The sequence below is a fragment of the Streptomyces sp. NPDC043867 genome, assembly GCF_056435845.1.
The window spans coordinates 23,269-40,175 of record NZ_JBWKDS010000039.1 but is presented as its reverse complement, the minus strand read 5'-3'; the positions used below and the strand labels follow the sequence as shown (position 1 = coordinate 40,175).

The 16,907-nt window shown below is 73.4% G+C and carries 12 protein-coding genes and 1 pseudogene; 6 read left to right on the top strand and 7 right to left on the bottom strand.

Going from position 1 to position 16,907, the window contains the following annotated elements; genetic code table 11:
- The first annotated feature begins 145 nt into the window (after window positions 1-145).
- The 3 genes from AC069T_RS30240 to AC069T_RS30230 all read left to right on the top strand — a co-directional run bounded on the left by AC069T_RS30240 (window position 146) and on the right by AC069T_RS30230 (window position 3,412).
- Entirely contained in the window at window positions 146-1,375 is a 1,230-nt protein-coding gene (locus tag AC069T_RS30240) for an MFS transporter (protein ID WP_478785769.1), read from the top strand.
- 328 nt (window positions 1,376-1,703) lie between these two features.
- Window positions 1,704-2,552 carry a DUF998 domain-containing protein gene (locus AC069T_RS30235; protein ID WP_478785768.1) on the top strand — a complete coding sequence of 283 codons (849 nt, stop codon included), beginning with the start codon at window positions 1,704-1,706 and terminating at the stop codon, window positions 2,550-2,552.
- A complete protein-coding gene (locus AC069T_RS30230) occupies window positions 2,549-3,412 on the top strand; it encodes an alpha/beta fold hydrolase (RefSeq protein ID WP_478785767.1) in 864 nt (287 codons plus the stop codon). The genes AC069T_RS30235 and AC069T_RS30230 overlap by 4 nt, the downstream gene beginning before the upstream one ends.
- An 83-nt stretch (window positions 3,413-3,495) precedes the next feature.
- On the opposite strand, the gene AC069T_RS30225 is transcribed toward AC069T_RS30230, so the two are convergent.
- The 3 genes from AC069T_RS30225 to AC069T_RS30215 all read right to left on the bottom strand — a co-directional run bounded on the left by AC069T_RS30225 (window position 3,496) and on the right by AC069T_RS30215 (window position 7,096).
- Window positions 3,496-5,436, bottom strand: a complete 1,941-nt coding sequence (locus tag AC069T_RS30225) for a S53 family peptidase (protein ID WP_478785766.1) — start codon at window positions 5,434-5,436, stop codon at window positions 3,496-3,498.
- 368 nt (window positions 5,437-5,804) lie between these two features.
- Window positions 5,805-6,437 (bottom strand): DUF305 domain-containing protein, encoded by a 633-nt coding sequence (locus tag AC069T_RS30220; RefSeq protein WP_478785765.1) that lies wholly within the window; start codon window positions 6,435-6,437, stop codon window positions 5,805-5,807.
- Complete coding sequence (locus AC069T_RS30215; protein WP_478785764.1) at window positions 6,434-7,096, bottom strand: DUF3105 domain-containing protein; 663 nt, start codon at window positions 7,094-7,096, stop codon at window positions 6,434-6,436. The genes AC069T_RS30220 and AC069T_RS30215 overlap by 4 nt, the downstream gene beginning before the upstream one ends.
- A 366-nt stretch (window positions 7,097-7,462) precedes the next feature.
- Between AC069T_RS30215 and glnA the strand changes: the two genes are divergently transcribed.
- Both glnA and AC069T_RS30205 read left to right on the top strand, forming a co-directional pair.
- Window positions 7,463-8,824 (top strand): type I glutamate--ammonia ligase, encoded by a 1,362-nt coding sequence (gene glnA / locus AC069T_RS30210; RefSeq protein WP_358851623.1) that lies wholly within the window; start codon window positions 7,463-7,465, stop codon window positions 8,822-8,824.
- A gap of 123 nt (window positions 8,825-8,947) precedes the next feature.
- Window positions 8,948-9,838: pseudogene (locus AC069T_RS30205) on the top strand (aminoglycoside phosphotransferase family protein).
- Between the two features lie 14 nt (window positions 9,839-9,852).
- Here the strand turns inward: AC069T_RS30205 and AC069T_RS30200 are convergent.
- The 4 genes from AC069T_RS30200 to AC069T_RS30185 form a co-directional block, all read right to left on the bottom strand.
- A complete protein-coding gene (locus AC069T_RS30200; protein WP_478785763.1) occupies window positions 9,853-10,875 on the bottom strand; it encodes a TolB family protein in 1,023 nt (340 codons plus the stop codon).
- Window positions 10,872-12,251, bottom strand: a complete 1,380-nt coding sequence (locus tag AC069T_RS30195; RefSeq protein ID WP_478785762.1) for an MFS transporter — start codon at window positions 12,249-12,251, stop codon at window positions 10,872-10,874. Before AC069T_RS30195 ends, AC069T_RS30200 begins: the two co-directional genes overlap by 4 nt.
- Window position 12,252: 1 nt before the next feature.
- On the bottom strand, window positions 12,253-13,140 hold the full coding sequence (locus tag AC069T_RS30190) for an alkaline phosphatase family protein (protein WP_478785761.1): 888 nt from the start codon (window positions 13,138-13,140) through the stop codon (window positions 12,253-12,255).
- 111 nt (window positions 13,141-13,251) lie between these two features.
- The gene (locus tag AC069T_RS30185; RefSeq protein WP_388782813.1) at window positions 13,252-13,692 is read right to left on the bottom strand and encodes a VOC family protein; all 441 of its coding nucleotides are present in this window, start codon (window positions 13,690-13,692) and stop codon (window positions 13,252-13,254) included.
- Window positions 13,693-13,897: 205 nt separating this feature from the next.
- Here AC069T_RS30185 and AC069T_RS30180 point away from each other — a divergent pair, with 205 nt between their 5' ends.
- Window positions 13,898-16,894, top strand: a complete 2,997-nt coding sequence (locus AC069T_RS30180; RefSeq protein ID WP_478785760.1) for a bifunctional [glutamine synthetase] adenylyltransferase/[glutamine synthetase]-adenylyl-L-tyrosine phosphorylase — start codon at window positions 13,898-13,900, stop codon at window positions 16,892-16,894.
- Window positions 16,895-16,907 lie beyond the last annotated feature (13 nt).

The window sequence follows — 16,907 nt, the reverse complement described above, 5'->3', positions numbered from 1 at the left end:
CGGGGAATACTGGGCCTGGAAGAGTTTGTTCCACAGTTGAACTTAAGCTGCCCGTGCACAGCGGTGTGCACGGGCACGACCTTGCGCGCCGACGCGTCCCCCACCGGCGTCAGCGCGCTCCTCCGCTCTTCGGAAAGGCCCTTTCATGCCCCTGGCCCTGCTCGCCCTCGCCGTGGGCGCCTTCGGCATCGGTACCACCGAGTTCGTGATGATGGGCCTGCTGCCCGACGTCGCCGACGACCTGCACGTCTCGATCCCCACCGCCGGCCACCTGGTCTCCGCGTACGCCCTGGGCGTCGTCATCGGCGCCCCGCTGCTGGCCGCCGTGACCTCCCGGATGTCCCGCCGCAAGGTCCTGATCGCGCTGATGGGCCTGTTCGTGGTCGGCAACGCGCTGTCCGCGTTCGCCCCCGACCACCACTGGCTCCTGGCGGCCCGCTTCCTCAGCGGCCTGCCGCACGGCGCCTTCTTCGGGGTCGGCGCGGTCGTCGCCACGAGCCTGGTCGCACCCGAGCGCAAGGCGCGCTCCGTCTCGCTGATGTTCCTCGGCCTGACCGCGGCCAACATCGCCGGTGTGCCCGTCGCCACGCTCATGGGACAGCACCTCGGCTGGCGTGCCACGTTCCTGGGCGTGAGCGTGATCGGCGTGGCCGCGATAGCCGCGCTCGCACTGCTCATTCCCCGCGACCACGCCCCCGCGCCGGCCGGCGGCCTGCGCGGCGAGCTGGCCGCGCTGGGTTCGCTGCCCGTCTGGCTCGCGCTGGGCACCACGGTCGCCGGCTTCGGCGCCCTGTTCTCCGCGTACAGCTACATCACGCCCATGCTGACGGACGCCGCCGGGTACGCCGACGGCAGTGTCACCCTCCTGCTCGCCCTCTTCGGTGTCGGCGCGACGGCGGGCAACCTGCTGGGCGGGCGCCTCGCCGACCACTCCCTGCGGGGGACCCTCTTCGGCGGACTGGTGTCCCTGGCCGCCGTCCTCGCCCTGTTCCCGGTCCTCATGACCGCCCAGTGGAGCGCGGCCGCCGGGGTCACCCTCCTCGGCATGGCCGCCTTCGTCACGGGTTCGCCGCTTCAGCTGATGGTCATGGAGAAGGCCTCCGCGGCCCCCTCCCTGGCGTCCTCCGCCAACCAGGCGGCCTTCAACCTGGCCAACGCCGGCGGCGCCTGGATCGGGGGGCTCGCCCTGGCGGCGGGCTTCGGGGCGACGTCGCCCGCGGTGGCGGGGGCGGTGCTCGCGGTGCTGGGTCTGGGGGTCGCGGGGGTGGCGTACGCCGTCGACCGGCGACGCGCGCTGGTTCCGGCGGACGGTCCGGGCACGGGCCGGCTGATCGCGGCGCACGTCCCCCAGCACCGGGAATCGGCCCACCGCTGACCCCGGCAAGCAGCCGCCCAGGCGGCGGGACGGAACCTCTGCCCGGAACCTCTCCCGGAACGAGACCCGCAGCCGCCCTCGGACCAGGCCGGGGAAGCTGTGGCTCGCGGCACGAGACCCGCAGCCGCCGTCCGCCGGGGAGAGGGGACGGGGCGGTACATCAGATGCCTGTCGCAGACCGGGCACGTAACCGAGGGGGACCTCCCGGCGGAGCTGTGTGCCCGTTCTGCGGCAGGCGGATGCACCGCCCCGGCCCCGCCCCGGAAACCACCGCCCGCGCACCCCGGCCAACGTGCACACCGCTCCCGACGCGTCGATCATGTGCCCCATGACGACGCCGCCACCCCCGTCCCGCCGGGACCGCCGGGACCGCCGGGACCGCCGGGACCGCCGGGACTGCCGGGACCGCCGGGACTGCCGGGACCGCCGGGACAGCCCGGACCTTCCAGACCGCCGGGACCGCCGCGCCGTCGCCCTGCTCGTCGTGCTGGGCACACTCACATACACCGCGTGGGCGCTGGAGGCCGTCCTGCCGACCGGACTGGCGCCGGCGCGGACCTACGTCAGTGAGCTGGCCGCGCAGGACCAGCCCCGAGGCGGACTGTTCCGTACGACGGACCTGGTCGCCGGGACGCTCCTGTGGGCCGGCGGACTGTGGGCGCTGCTGCGGCTGCCGCCCCGGAGCCGCTGGGCGACCGCCGGCTGGACTGCCCTGGTGCTCTTCGGCGCGGCCACCGCAGTCGACTCACGCCTGCCCCTGAGCTGCGCGGCGACCGTGGACCGCCGCTGCGCCGAGCGGGAGCACGCGGGGCTCGTACCGGTGACCCACCTGGCGCACACCACCAGCAGCGCGCTCGCCCTGTGCTGCGCGCTCGCGGCCATGGCGGCCCTCACCCAGGCGGCCCGCCGCGCCGCACCCGCGCCCGCCTCAGCCCTCGCCCGCCTCGGCCCGCCCCTCGTCGCCCTCGAACTGGTGGCGACGGCCTGGACCCTGGCCGCCGTCGCCGCGCTGGAGGAGGGCCACGCCGACTGGTCGCTCGGGCTCGCTCAGCGCGCCCAGTTGGGCCTGATCGCGGTGTGGCTGGGGGTCCTCGGGGTCTCGCTCGCCCGGCCCGCCCCGGAGGCCGGGCCGCCCGCCCGGCGGCTCGTCCCGGAGACGGGACGGGCGGGGCGATGACGTCCGTGCGCTTCGTGCGGGTCGAGGGCGTACCCCACCACGTCCGGGTGGACGGAGAGGGGCCCGTCTGCGTCCTGAGCGCGGGCCTCGGACTGGCCTGGTTCGACTGGGATCCGGTCGTGCCCCTGCTCGCCCCGCACCGCACGGTCGTACGGTTCGACCGCCCCGGACTGGGGCTCAGCGGACCCGCGCGCACGCGGCCCACGCTGGCCGGAGAGGCGCGGCGTATCGCGCAGGTCCTGGACGCGCTCGGGTTCGACGCCCCGGTGACCGTCGCCGGACACTCCCTCGCGGGCTTCCACGCGGAGGCCTTCGCCCGGCTCCACCCGGCCCGTACGGCGGGGCTGGTCCTGCTCGACGCCGCTGTGGAGGAGGAACCGGGCCCCCGCAGGGCGCGAGCGGCGCGCGACGCGGGCACGCGCGTGTGCGGCACGCTGCTCGGCGCGGCGGGCCTGCCGCGGGCCCTGGGCCCGGCGCTGCGGCGCGCGGTGGTGCGAGCCGGACGCGCGGCGGGCGGCGACCCTGCCCCGTACGACCTGGTCAGGAGCGCTTACTCCACCAGCCGCTCGCTGCACGCGGTCCTGGCCGAGAACGCCACCTACCGCGATGAGGCGGCCGAACTGGCTGCCCTGCGGCGGTGCTTGCCGCTCCCGGCCGCCCCGGTCACGGTCCTGGCCGCGGCCCCGGCACCCGCCACCGTCCTCGCGGCCCGCTCCGGACGCTGGGTGGCCCGGCAACGGGCCCTGGCCGCACGGCTGGACGCCACGTTCCGCGTCACGCGCGGCCCCTCCGGACACCTCCTCATGCTCGACCGCCCCGGGGACGTCGCGGCCGCGGTACTGGCCACCGGACCCGCCTGAGCGCCGACCGGATCACTTGGTCCCGCCGGACACAGCGGCGCCCGCCCCCAAGAGGAGCGGGCGCCACACACGGTGACGGAGCGTCAGTGCGACCGGTACGAGTTGACGTACCCGGCGGCGGGCGAGCCGACGCCGGTGACGTCGTCGTACCCCTTCACGGCCTTGAGGGAGCTGTCCTTGCCGAGGCTGCGGACGGAGGTGAGCAGCCCCTCGGACGCGTCGTAGCCGTTGGCGAAGTCCACACGTGCCACGGCGAGTCGGGGCCCCGTCGGGCGGTCCGTCACGTCGTGGTACACCTTCGAGCCGTACTTCGCGTAGATCGACGGGTTGGCGAAGCCGATGGGCTTGCCGCCGCGTGCCTCCTGGGCGAGGGCCTGGACGGCCGCGATCACCGGCGCGGCGAGCGAGGTGCCGCCGATCCGGTACTCGTCGTACCGCTGCGACCCGTCCGGGAAGGTCTGCGTCTGCCCGACCCTGAACCCGGTGTTGGGGTCGGCGATCGCCGCGATGTCCGGCACGGTCCGCATGGCGGTCGTCCCGTTCGCCCTGGCGAGCGCGGCCGGCACGACGCTCTTCTGGTAGAAGGGCTGCGACACGGTCCGGCTGGTGCCGCCGCCCGCGCCCGAGGTGAACGTGCCGGGGAAGCCCGTCCAGCTCCTGCCGTCGGCCGACAGGCTCGCCTTCTCGGTGCCCCAGCCGGTCTCGAAGAGGTACGTGTCGTGCTTGCCGACCGCCAGCGAGGTGCCGCCGACGGCCGTCACCCAGGCCGAGTTGGCCGGGGTGTCGACCTGCTTCGTGCCGGTGTTGGCGACCTCGTCGCCGTTGTCGCCGGAGGAGAAGTAGAAGCCGATGCCCTCGACCGCGCCGAACTGGAAGACCTGGTCGTAGGCGGCCGCGATGTCCGGTGTCTCGTTGGCCTCGATGTCGCCCCACGAGTTGGAGACGAGGTCGGCCAGGTGCCCGTCGACGATTCTGTTCAGCGAGTCGAGTAGATCGTCGTCGTAGCAGGAGGCGGCGCCGACGTACGTGATGTCCGCGCCGGGCGCGACCGCGTGCACGGCCTCGACGTCGAGGGTCTCCTCGCCGTACCAGCCCGAGGCCCCGCACTCCTCGGTCTTGGTGTAGGTCCCCGGCAGCACCTGGCGCAGCTGGCTGCCGCGGTACTTGGCGTCACCGTGCTTCTTCGCGTAGGTGGCCGCGTCGAAGGCGATGGTCGGCGAGGCGTACGCGTCGGTGATGGCGACCCGCACCCCCTTGCCGGTCCGCGTGCCGGCCCCGTAGGCGGCGCGCAGCTGCTTGCCGGTGTATCCCTTGACGGCGTACGGGATCTTCTTGCCGTACGCGGACGGCAGCGTGCTCGCGATGTTCGAGCCGTGGTACGAGGAGAACGGTCCGGCGTTGCGGAACACGGCGTCCGGCGGCGGGAGTTGGTCCTGGTGGGTGGCCTTGTGCGGGGCGCTGTCCAGGCCGGTGACGGTCAGCACGGCGCCGTTCAGGGCCGCCGGCGCGGAGGCCGTCCTGGTCGGCGCGCGGTAGGTCTTCCCGCCCTTGGCGTAGTTGTGCAGCCGCGTGCCGAACGCCTTCTCGGTGGCGGCCACGTCACCCGTCACGGAGACGTAGTGCCGTGTCGTGCCGGTGACTTCGAGGCCCGCCGACCTCAGCCAGGAGGTCACCCCGGCCACCTGCGCCTTCGTCGCGCCGAAGCGCGCCTGCGCCTGACCGGTGCTCAGGTACCTGCCGTACGAGGCCGACCCGGGGTCAGACACGGCCCTGGCGTACGCGGCAAGACCGGAGGCGTCCCGGCCGGCCAGGTAGACCCGGGCGGACACCCGGGAGCCGTCGGCGGCGGCTCCCCTGTCCGCCGCGGCCGTGGCCCAGGCGGGCTTGGTGCCCGCGAGGGTGTCGCGGGCCGGGCCGTCCGCGGCCTGGGCCGCGGGTATGCCGAGCGCCAGCGCACCGGCGAGGAGCGGCAGTGTCGCTGCCAGGCTCACTCCGGCGCGCGCTGTGGCGCGGTTGGATCTCATGAAACCCCCTGCGATGCGGTTCGTCGCATGTAGTGGCCGGTTCGTGATCCGCGTAGACCCCTGTGCGGCAAGGCGGCACAGGGAGTGGATCACGCTGTGGTCACTCTCGCGACGAAGCGTTCATGCCAGGGGAATGCGGGGGCCAAGAAGACCCCAAGGAACCGTATGCGTAAGGGAATTGGGTGCGATGCCCGTCATGTGCCGCATTCCGCACGGGAGTCCGGTCGGTCCCGTCCCTGCGGAGTCCGGCGTCGGTCGGTTCGATGCCGGGAGTCCGGCCGGTCCGGAGCCGGGCCGGTCCGGAGCCCGGCGGGTGAGCCCGGTCGGTCCGGTGGGTCCGTGAAACCCGTCGGATCCGGCAGGTCCCGTCAGTCCGGCGGGGCGGAGCCGCGCTCCTTCAGCATGCCGGAGATGAGATCCATCTCGGACCGCTGCCCCGCGACCATGCCCTTGGCGAGCCGCCGTTCGACGCCGACCTCGCACTTCCGCGCACAGCCCTGGGCCATGTGCACACCGCCCGCGTGGTGGGCGTACATCAACCGCAGGTAGGTGATCTCGGCGTCCTTGCCGCTCTTCTTGCGGAGGCCGTCCATCTCGGCGTTGGTGGCCATCCCCGGCATCAGCGCGCCGTCCTTGCCGGAGGCCATGCCGCCCATGTCCATCCACGTCATGGGCGGGTCGGCGGAGACCTTCGGCAGCTCCCACAGGTCGAGCCAGCCCAGCAGCATGCCGCGCTGGTTGGCCTGGGTCTGCGCGATGTCGTACGCGAGACGCCGCACCTCCTCGTCCTCGGTGCGGTCGCGCACGATGTACGACATCTCGACGGCCTGCTGGTGGTGCACGGCCATGTCCCGCGCGAAGCCCGCGTCGGCGGAGTCCGCGGCGGGCGTGCTCGTGCCCGGGTCGCCGCCGTCCGCGACCGCGTACGTGATCGCCCCGGCGGTGACGAGCACGGCTGCCGCGGCCCCCGCGATCCAGCCGGTCCGCCTCGTACGGCTCACTTCGCCAGTCCGTTGGTGCAGGCGGCCCCCGGCTCGGGCGTCTGCTTGCCCTGCACGTACTCCGCGAAGAACTTCTCGACGTTCGGGTCGCTCGCGCCCGTGACCGTGCGCTGCTTGCCCCAGGCGCTGAGCATGATCGGGTCCTTCTGGTCCTCGACGGGGCTCATCAGCGTGTACGGGGTCTTCTTGACCTTCGCCGCGAGCGCCTTCACGTCGGCTTCCGGTGCCTTGGCGTTGTACGTCACCCAGACCGCGCCGTGCTCCAGCGAGTGCACGGCGTTCATGTTGCCGATCGCCTTGGTGTAGACGTCGCCGTTGCAGTTCATCCACACCTGGTTGTGGTCACCGCCGACCGGGGGCTCCATCGGGTACTTCACCGTCTTCGTGACGTGGGTGCGGCCGAGGGTGCCCTTCCAGGTCTTCACCCCGTCCTTGCCGGTGACGAAGTGACCCGACGTCCCCTTCGAGTCGCTGGAGCCGTCCTTGTCGGACTGCGACGTGACGAGGTACGTGCCGCCGGCGACGAGACCCGCGACGATGACCGCGCTCGCACCGATGGTGAGGATCCGGCTGCGGCGCTCGCGGGAACGCTCGGCGCGGCGCATCTCCTCTATACGCGCCTTGCGCGAGGCATTGGTGCTGTTCTTGGCGGAACCCATGGCGAGTCCTTCGGGGGCTGGCGGATGTGGGACGGTCGGGTTTGCTGATCGTAGTGGGAATGCGGGCGGGGTACGGAGTGGAGGTCCCGGGAATGTCCGGAGTTGCTCCGGAGCAGCTCCGGTGCCGTCCGCCGCCGGATGAGGGCCGGGCTTGTTCCTCGGTATCGCCGGACCCGGATGAGCAGGCAGTATGGGCAGCAGCGCAGTGCACCGTCCGTACGCGAGACGTTCAGACCATGGTCGGCCTGCCGATCTAGGTCCGCAACGCGCACGAAATGGTGTTGTGGTGGGATGCTCATGTGCCCCGATCGTCCCCGAGGCGTGGGAGCAGGCGGCCTGACCAGCAAGGATGGGTGGAAGCGGAAGATGGACAAGCAGCAGGAGTTCGTGCTCCGGACACTGGAGGAGCGTGACATCCGGTTCGTACGCCTCTGGTTCACGGACGTGCTCGGCTTCCTGAAGTCGGTGGCCGTGGCCCCGGCCGAGCTGGAGCAGGCCTTCGACGAGGGCATCGGGTTCGACGGTTCCGCGATCGAGGGCTTCGCCCGGGTCTACGAGTCGGACATGATCGCCAAGCCGGATCCGTCGACGTTCCAGGTGCTGCCGTGGCGTGCGGAGGCCCCCGGCACGGCGCGGATGTTCTGCGACATCCTGATGCCGGACGGCTCGCCGTCCTTCGCGGACCCGCGCTACGTCCTCAAGCGTGCCCTCGCCAAGACCTCCGACCTCGGGTTCACCTTCTACACCCACCCCGAGATCGAGTTCTTCCTGCTGAAGGACCGCCCGCTGGACGGCTCGCGGCCCACCCCCGCCGACAACTCCGGCTACTTCGACCACACCCCGCAGAACGTGGGCATGGACTTCCGCCGCCAGGCGATCACCATGCTGGAGTCGATGGGCATCTCCGTCGAGTTCTCCCACCACGAGGGCGCGCCGGGCCAGCAGGAGATCGACCTGCGGTACGCCGACGCGCTGTCCACGGCGGACAACATCATGACGTTCCGCCTGGTCATGAAGCAGGTGGCACTGGAGCAGGGTGTGCAGGCGACCTTCATGCCGAAGCCCTTCTCCGAGCACCCCGGCTCCGGCATGCACACCCACCTCTCCCTTTTCGAGGGCGACCGGAACGCGTTCTACGAGTCCGGCTCGGAGTACCAGCTCTCCAAGGTCGGCCGCTCCTTCATCGCGGGCCTGCTGAGGCACGCGGCGGAGATCTCGGCGGTCACCAACCAGTGGGTGAACTCGTACAAGCGCATCTGGGGCGGCTCGGAGCGCACGGCGGGCGCCGGCGGCGAGGCCCCCTCGTACATCTGCTGGGGCCACAACAACCGCTCCGCGCTGGTGCGCGTCCCGATGTACAAGCCCGGCAAGACCGGCTCGGCCCGCGTCGAGGTCCGCTCCCTCGACTCCGGCACGAACCCGTACCTGGCGTACGCCCTGCTCCTGGCCGCCGGTCTCAAGGGCATCGAGGAGGGCTACGAGCTGCCGCCGGGCGCCGACGACGACGTCTGGGCCCTGCGTGACGCGGAACGCCGCGCCCTGGGCATCGAGCCCCTCCCGCAGAACCTGGGCGAGGCCCTGACGCTCATGGAGCGCAGCGAACTCGTCGCCGAGACCCTCGGCGAGCACGTCTTCGACTTCTTCCTGCGCAACAAGAAGTCGGAGTGGGAGGAGTACCGCTCCGAGGTCACGGCGTTCGAGCTGCGCAAGAACCTGCCGGTGCTGTAGGCGGGAGCCGCAGGCCTCACCTCCGCATACGGCCGCAGGGCCGACGGTCACGGACCGTCGGCCCTGTGTGCGTCCCGGAACGTGTTTGACGCCCGTCCGCGACCTGCGGTCGGATGGCGCCTCATGGGCACAGGGCGGGAGTGGGGCGTCGACGAGGGGCTCGTGCGGCGGCTGGTCGCCGGGCGGTTTCCGGGGTGAGCCGGGCTGGCGGTGGAGCGGGTTCCGTCCGGGGGGACGGTCAACGCCATGTACCGGCTCGGCGAGGACATGGTGGTGCGGCTGCCGCTGGTTCCGGGCGGAGCCGGGGACGTGTCCAGGGAGCAGGAGTGGCTGCCCCGTCTGGCGTCCCGCCTGCCCACGGCTGTCCCCGAGGTGCTGGGGGCCGGTGAGCCGGCCGAGGGCTTTCCGTGGCCCTGGACGGTGCACCGGTGGCTGGTGGGGGAGAACCCCGAGGCGGGGGCGCTGACCGAACCCGAGGCGCTGGCCCGGGACCTGGCCGCCTTCGTCGCGGCGATGCGGGCCGTCACTCTGCCGGGTGCGCCTCCGGCCCACCGCGGCGGACCGCTCGCCTCGCTCGACGAGGAGACGCGGGCGGCGATCGCGGCGCTGCGCGGGATCCCCGCGGAGGGCGTCGACTGCGACGCCGTCACCGCCGTGTGGGAGGACGCGCTGCGGACCCCGGACCGGGACCGGCCGCCGGTGTGGCTGCACGCCGATCTGATGCCGGGCAACCTGCTGGTGGACGGGGGCAGGCTGACCGCGGTGATCGACTTCGGGTGCATGGGGGTCGGCGATCCCGCCTGCGACCTGTTCCCGGCGTGGAACCTGCTGCCCGCCGGGGGCCGGAAGGTCTTCCGCGAGGCGCTCGGCGCGGACGACGCGTCCTGGACGAGCGGCCGGGCGCGGACGCTTTCGCAGGCCCTGGTCGCCCTGCCGCACCACCGCACCACGAACCCGGCGATGGCGGGCAACGCCCGGCACGTGATCCGGGCGGTGCTCGCGGACGCCGGCTGAGGAGCGCCGTGCGGTCAGGGCAGGAACGCCGGTGACACGGCCGCGGCGCTGATGCGGCGCGGCGTCCCCGTGCCGTCGGCCGGGACCGCGTAGAGGTCGGCCCCGTAGTCGCCGGGGAGTGCGTAGACCAGGGTGTGACCGTCCCGCCAGACGGCCTGGTCGTCGACGCTGCGGGACTCGGCGAGCGGGGTCTCGCGCATCGTGCGCAGATCGAGGACGTACAGGCGCCAGGGCGCGTCCGCGGGGCGGCCCGCCACCCGCTTCTTGAACGCGACGCGCGTGCCGTCGGGGGAGAGGGACGGGCACTCCACGTTCGTGCGCAGCGTGGTGACCGTACGTGTGCGCAGGTCGCCGCGGACCAGGTGGGTCCGCCCCTTCGTCGCCAGCGTCGCGTAGAAGTGCCGGTCGTCGGCGGCGAAGGTGACGCCCCAGAAGTTGACGTCCGCGGCCCGGTAGGGGCGGCCGTCCCTGACGATCCGGAACGTCTCCAGCGACGGCGTGAACCGGCCCGTACGCGTGTCGACGATCGCCGCGCGGGTCGAGAAGTCCGTCCCCGCGTACGAGTCGCCGCCCACGAACGCCGTCCAGGCGGCGAAGCGGCCGCTGGGCGAGACCCGCGCCCGGGACGGGATGCCGGGCACGTCGTAGCGGGCCTTCTCGTGCAGCGCCGCGTCCAGGATCACCGCCCGGTACGTGTCCTGGACGGCGCCGCGGACGGCCTGGAGGCAGACCCCCGTGCCCGCGGCCGCGTAGAAGCGCAGGCACGTCACCTTCGACGCCGTCCGCGGGCCCGCCGGGTCCGACGCCGGCACCGTCGTCAGCTCGTCGCGGTGCGGGCCCCATGCCATGTTCCGGAACACCATGCGGGGGCCCGCGCCGGCCAGCGCGACCGGGCCCGCGGTGATCCGCGGGCCCCCGGGCCGCGCCCGGTCCCGGCGGTCGGCGCGGGCCGAGGCGTGCAGTACGGAGGCCGTGGCGACGCCCGCCAGCAGGACGAGGGAGAGGGCCAGGACGAGGACGCGGCTGCGCGGGGTCATGCGGGGCCTTCCGGGATCGTCGCCGTGGGGCGCAGACGGAGCGCGCTCAGGGCGCAGACGGTCAGCGCCACGGCCGACGCGGTGAGCGCCGTACGGTCGCCCCACGCCGTCCAGGCCGCGCCGAAGCCGAGCGAGCAGACGAACCGGGCCAGCGCCTGCCCGGTCTGCACGAGGGCGAGCCCGGAGGAGCGCAGGGACTCCGGGACGCTGTCCGACGCGGCGGCCATCAGCACGCCGTCGGTGGCCGCGTAGAAGCCGCCGTGCAGGAGGAGCACGACGTACGGCAGCGCGGCGCCGTGCCAGGAGGAGAGCAGCAGGCCGTACGCGAGGAGCAGGGCGCCGTGGCCCGCCAGGAACACCCGCCACCGGCCGGCCCGGTCGGCGAGCCGTCCGAGCGGGACGGCCAGCAGCAGGAACGCGGCCGCGGTGCCGAGCGGCAGCAGGGCGAACCAGCGGTCCGCCACGCCGAGGCGCCGCTGGAGCAGCAGGTAGACGAAGGAGTCGCTGACCGTGGCGAGGCCGAGCAGCAGGGCGCAGAGGGTGATGCGGCGCAGGCCGCGCTCCCGGAGGAGCCCCAGCGCCGCCCGCAGCGTGGGCCGGGGCGCGGTGGTCCCGGCGGTTCCGGAGGGGGGTTTCCCGGTTTTCCCGCCGTCGTCGTCGCCGCAGCCTTCGGCCGGGAGGGAACCCGCCCGGGGAGACCCCACGCCGGGAGCCCCCGCCCCGGGTGAACCCCCCGGTACGAACAGGACCAGCACCAGGACGCCCGTCACGGCGACACAGAAGCTGACGGTGAACACCGCGTCGTAGCCGTCGACCGTCGCCCGCAGGATCAGGAAGGCGGCCAGGGGGCCCAGCAGGGCGCCCGCCGTGTCCATGGCCCGGTGGACGCCGAAGGCACGCCCCCGCGTCCCCGGCGGGCTCGACAGGGAGATCAGAGCGTCGCGCGGCGCCGTGCGCAGGCCCTTGCCCGTGCGGTCGACCGCCAGGATCAGGCCGATCGGGGTCAGCGTGTGGGCCAGCAGGAGCAGCGGTTTGCAGGCCGCCGACAGGCCGTAGCCGAAGCCGGCCACCCACTTGTGGCGGCCGCCCCCTCGGTCGGCGAGATGCCCGCCGGCCAGCCGGACCAGTGCCGAGAACCCGTTGTAGATCCCGTCCAGCAGCCCGAAGCCCAGCGGGGACAGGCCGAGGCCAGCCACCAGGTACAGCGGCAGCACCGCCGTCACCATCTCCGACGAGACGTCCGTGATCAGGCTGACCGTGCCGAGGGCGAGCACCGTGGGGGCGACCGCGGTGCGCCGCCGCCCGGCGCGGGGCCGGGCGGCGGCGGCCGCGGACGCCGTGGCCGGGGTGCCGGCCCGGCTGTCCGCTACGTACACGTCAGGACGTCCAGATCCCGGTGATGTCCTTCGCGGAGGCCGCGTTGCCCGCGTGCGGGAGGCCGTGCATGTCCTCCAGGGTGCGGAGCAGGTCGTAGTGGTTGTAGGTGGTCGACGAGGTCGCGCCGGCCGTCACCTGCTGCCCGTACAGCACCGTCGGGATCCGGTTGCCGCTGAGCCGGTTGTCCTCGTCGAAGGTGACGACGAGGAGGCTGTTGTGGGTCCTGGCCCAGGTCGCGTACGCGCCCAGCTTGTTCTTCAGCCAGGTGTCGCCGGTGGACACCGAGCAGTCGTGCATGTCGCTGCACAGGTCGGGGACGACGAAGGAGACCTGGGGGAGCGTCGCGTAGTCCGCCGGGAACTGGCCGAACGTCTTCGCCGTGGACGTTGGCACGTTGCGGAAGCCGAACCAGGGGTTGTGCTTGCGCGCGTACCTGCCGCTGCTGCACGTCGTCGAACCCTGGCTGGGCAGCGTCTCGTTGTAGCTCGCCCAGCTCTTGCCCGCCGCGATCAGCTCGGAGGCGAGGTTCGGCGCGGAGGAGAAGGCGGGCGTGTAGCAGCTGTCGTCCGTGATGCCCTGGGTGGAGCCGGAGAAGAGGGCGAAGTAGTTGGGCTGGCTGGGGTGGGTCTCGGCGTACGCCTGGGAGAGGTTGGCGCCGCCGGTCCTGAGCGAGTTGATGTACGGCGCGCTGGAGGAGTTGATCACCTGGCTGTAGGCGTGGTTCTCGAAGACCACGACGACCACGTGGTCCGGGGTCGGGACCCCGGCCGCGGCCTGCGCGGGGGACGAGCCGCCGAACCCGGTCCAGAGCCCGGCCGCCGCGGCGGCGAGGGCCAGGGCGGACGCCACGAGGGCACGGCTGCGGTGGTACGCGGTTCTGCCGGACACTTCAGACCTCCGGTGTGGGGGACGAGGACGGGAGCGGTGCGGACAGAGCATGCACACGCCAATATTCCCGTGGCCCACGTCCCCCAACCCGAGGGGTGAAGAGCGGGTGAACTACTGCCGCCCGGCCGCCAGCTCCGCCAATACCCTGTGCAGCGGCTTCGCCGCCCGCTGCCGGTACTCCTGGATCGCCCACCCGTTGCCGTCCGGATCGGTGAAGTACATGAACGTGGCACCGTCCTGCGGCGCGAACGACTGCGGCTCGCTGACGTCGAGGCCGCGCGCCCGCAGCTCCTCGTACGCGGCCTTCGCGTCCTCCACGCACAGCTGCATGCCGTGGTACGTCCCCGGCCGCGGCGTCCCGGTCGGGATCGGCAGTCCGTCGACGAGCGCGATGGAACACCCCGAGCCCGGCGGCGTCAGCTGGACGATCCGCACCCCCTCCATCACCTCGCCGTCCAGATCGACGTGGAAGCCGACCTTGTCGCGGTAGAACTCCTTGGCCCGGTCCACGTCGGTGACCGGCAGCACGATCACTTCGAGGGTCATGTCCACAAATGCATCCCTTCGTCGCACGCCGGCCGGGGCGCCCTCGCGTCCGGCCGGACGGTTCCCCCTCACCGAAGCCCAGGACGGCCCGCCGCGCCACCGCTTGCGCCGAAGGAGCCCGGACAGTTCGCGGGTGCCCGCCCCGGAGCCGCCACCGGCCGCTGCGGTTAGGCTCGAGGCCGTACGACCTTGATCCGACAGGAGGCCGAGCATGACGGCGCCGGGGCGCAGAAGCAGTACCTTCACTCGGCTGCTGCGGCACGGTTTCACCGACCCGTCCGCCGCCGAGCGGCTCCTGGACGGCGCCGAGCTGGCGCCCGTCCGGACCGATCCCGTGCTGCTCGACGCGCTGGGCGCGACCGCCGACCCCGATCTCGCGCTGCTCGGGCTGGTCCGGCTCGTCGAGGCGCAGGACGGTCACACCGCCCAGCGGGAGCTGCTGGACACGCTCATCGCGTCCAAGCCGCTGCGGGACCGGCTGCTCGGGGTGCTCGGCGCCTCGGCCGCGCTCGCCGACCACCTCGCCCGCCACCCGCGGGACTGGCAGGCCCTCGTGATGTACGAGCCGCGGGACCTGCACCCGGGAGTGCAGGAGTTCGAGCGGGGCCTCGCCGAGGCGGACGACCCCGTCGCGCTGCGCGTCGCCTACCGGCGCTGCCTGCTGTCCATCGCCGCGCGGGACGTCTGCGGCACCACCGACATCGCCCAGACCGCCGCCGAGCTCGCCGACCTCGCGACGGCGACGCTGCGCGCCGCGCTCGCGATCGCCCGGGCCGCCGCGCCCGACGACGGCGCGCTGTGCCGGCTCGCGGTCGTCGCGATGGGCAAGTGCGGCGGCCACGAGCTGAACTACGTGTCCGACGTCGACGTGATCTTCGTCGGGGAGCCGGCGGACGGCGCGGACGAGGGCAAGGCGATCCAGGCGGCCACCCGCCTCGCCTCGCACATGATGCGGATCTGCTCCGAGACCACCGTCGAGGGCACCATCTGGCCCGTCGACGCCAACCTGCGCCCGGAGGGCCGTAACGGCCCGCTGGTACGGACCCTGAGCAGCCACCTCGCCTACTACCAGCGGTGGGCCAAGACCTGGGAGTTCCAGGCGCTGCTGAAGGCACGGCCGGTGGCCGGGGACCTCGCGCTCGGCGAGGAGTACGTCGCCACCCTCGCCCCCCTCGTCTGGCACGCCGCCGAACGGGAGAACTTCGTCCCCGACGTGCAGAAGATGCGCCGCCGCGTCGTGGAGAACATCCCCGTCGCCGAGGTCGACCGCGAGCTGAAGCTCGGCCCCGGCGGCCTGCGGGACGTCGAATTCGCCGTGCAGCTCCTGCAGTTGGTGCACGGGCGGGCCGACACGTCACTGCGCAGCGGGACCACGCTGGACGCCCTGAAGGCGCTGGCCGCGGGCGGCTACGTGGGCCGCGCCGACGCGGTGCAGCTCGACGCCGCCTACCGCTTCCTGCGGACCCTGGAACACCGCATCCAGCTCTACCGGCTGCGGCGCACCCACCTCGTGCCCGAGGGCGAGGCCGACCTGCGGCGCATCGGACGCTCGCTCGGACTGCGCACCGACCCGGTCACCGAGCTGCACCGCGAGTGGAAGCGGCACGCCTCCGTCGTACGGCGGCTGCACGAGAAGCTGTTCTACCGGCCGCTGCTCGACGCCGTCGCCCAACTCGCGCCGGGCGAGAGCCGGTTGAGTCCGGACGCGGCGCGCGAACGGCTCGTCGCGCTCGGGTACGCCGATCCCGCCGCCGCCCTGCGCCACCTGGAGGCGCTGGCCTCCGGCGTCACCCGCAAGGCCGCCATCCAGCGGACCCTGCTGCCGGTCCTGCTCGGCTGGTTCGCGGACTCCGCCGACCCGGACGCCGGACTGCTCAACTTCCGCAAGGTGTCGGACGCGTTGGGCAAGACGCCCTGGTATCTACGGCTGCTCCGGGACGAGGGGGCCGCCGCCGAGAACCTGGCGCGGGTGCTGTCCGCGGGACGGCTCGCGCCCGACCTGCTGATGCGCGCCCCGGAAGCCGTCGCGCTGCTCGGCGACGGCGCCGCGGGCGGACTGGAGGCCAGGTCCCGCGCCCACCTCGAGCAGGAGATCCTCGCCGCGGTCGGCCGGGCCCCCGGCGGCGAGCAGGCGGTCACGGCCGCGCGGGGGGTGCGCCGCCGCGAACTGTTCCGCACGGCGGCCGCCGACATCGTCGCCTCCTACGGCACCGAGGAGACCCCGGCCGTGGCCGACCCGGGGGCGCTCGTGGACCGGGTCGGCGCCGCGATCTCGGACCTCACCGCGGCCACCCTCTCCGGGACGCTGCGCGCGGTCGTGCGGGACGGGTGGGGGGAGACGCTGCCCACCCGCTTCGCCGTGATCGGGATGGGCCGGTTCGGCGGCCACGAGCTCAACTACGGGTCCGACGCGGACGTACTGTTCGTGCACGAGCCCCGGGAGGGCGTCGACGAGCAGGAGGCCTCGCGCGCCGCGAACGCCGTCGTCTCCGAGATGCGGCGGCTGCTCCAGCTGCCGAGCTCGGATCCGCCGCTGCTCGTCGACGCGGACCTGCGGCCCGAGGGCAAGTCGGGGCCCACGGTACGGACCCTCAACTCCTACGCGGCCTACTACCGCCGCTGGTCCCTCGGCTGGGAGTCGCAGGCCCTGCTGCGCGCCGAGCCCGTCGCAGGCGACGAGGACCTCGGGCGCCGCTTCATCGACCTGATAGACCCGCTGCGGTACCCGGCGGACGGCCTCGGTGACGACGCCGTACGGGAGATCCGCCGGCTCAAGGCCCGCATGGAGTCGGAGCGGATGCCGCGCGGCGCCGACCCGACCCTGCACACCAAGCTCGGCCGCGGCGGGCTGTCCGACGTGGAGTGGACGGTCCAGCTCCTGCAGCTGCGGCACGGGCACACCGAGCCGGCGCTGCGCACGACCCGGACGCGGGCCGCGCTCGCCGCCGCGTGCGCCGCGGGCCTCCTGCCACAGGAGGAGGCGGGGATCCTGGACGAGGCGTGGGTGCTGGCGACCCGGGTCCGCAACGCGGTGATGCTCGTGCGGGGACGGGCCGGGGACACCTTCCCGTCGGACGGACGGGAACTGGCCGCCGTGGGCCGGTACCTGGGGTACGAGAGCGGGCACGTGGGAGACCTGCTGGAGGGCTACCGGCGCACGACGCGACGGGCGCGGGCCGTGGTGGACGAACTGTTCTACGGAGGGTGACGCCGGGGACACG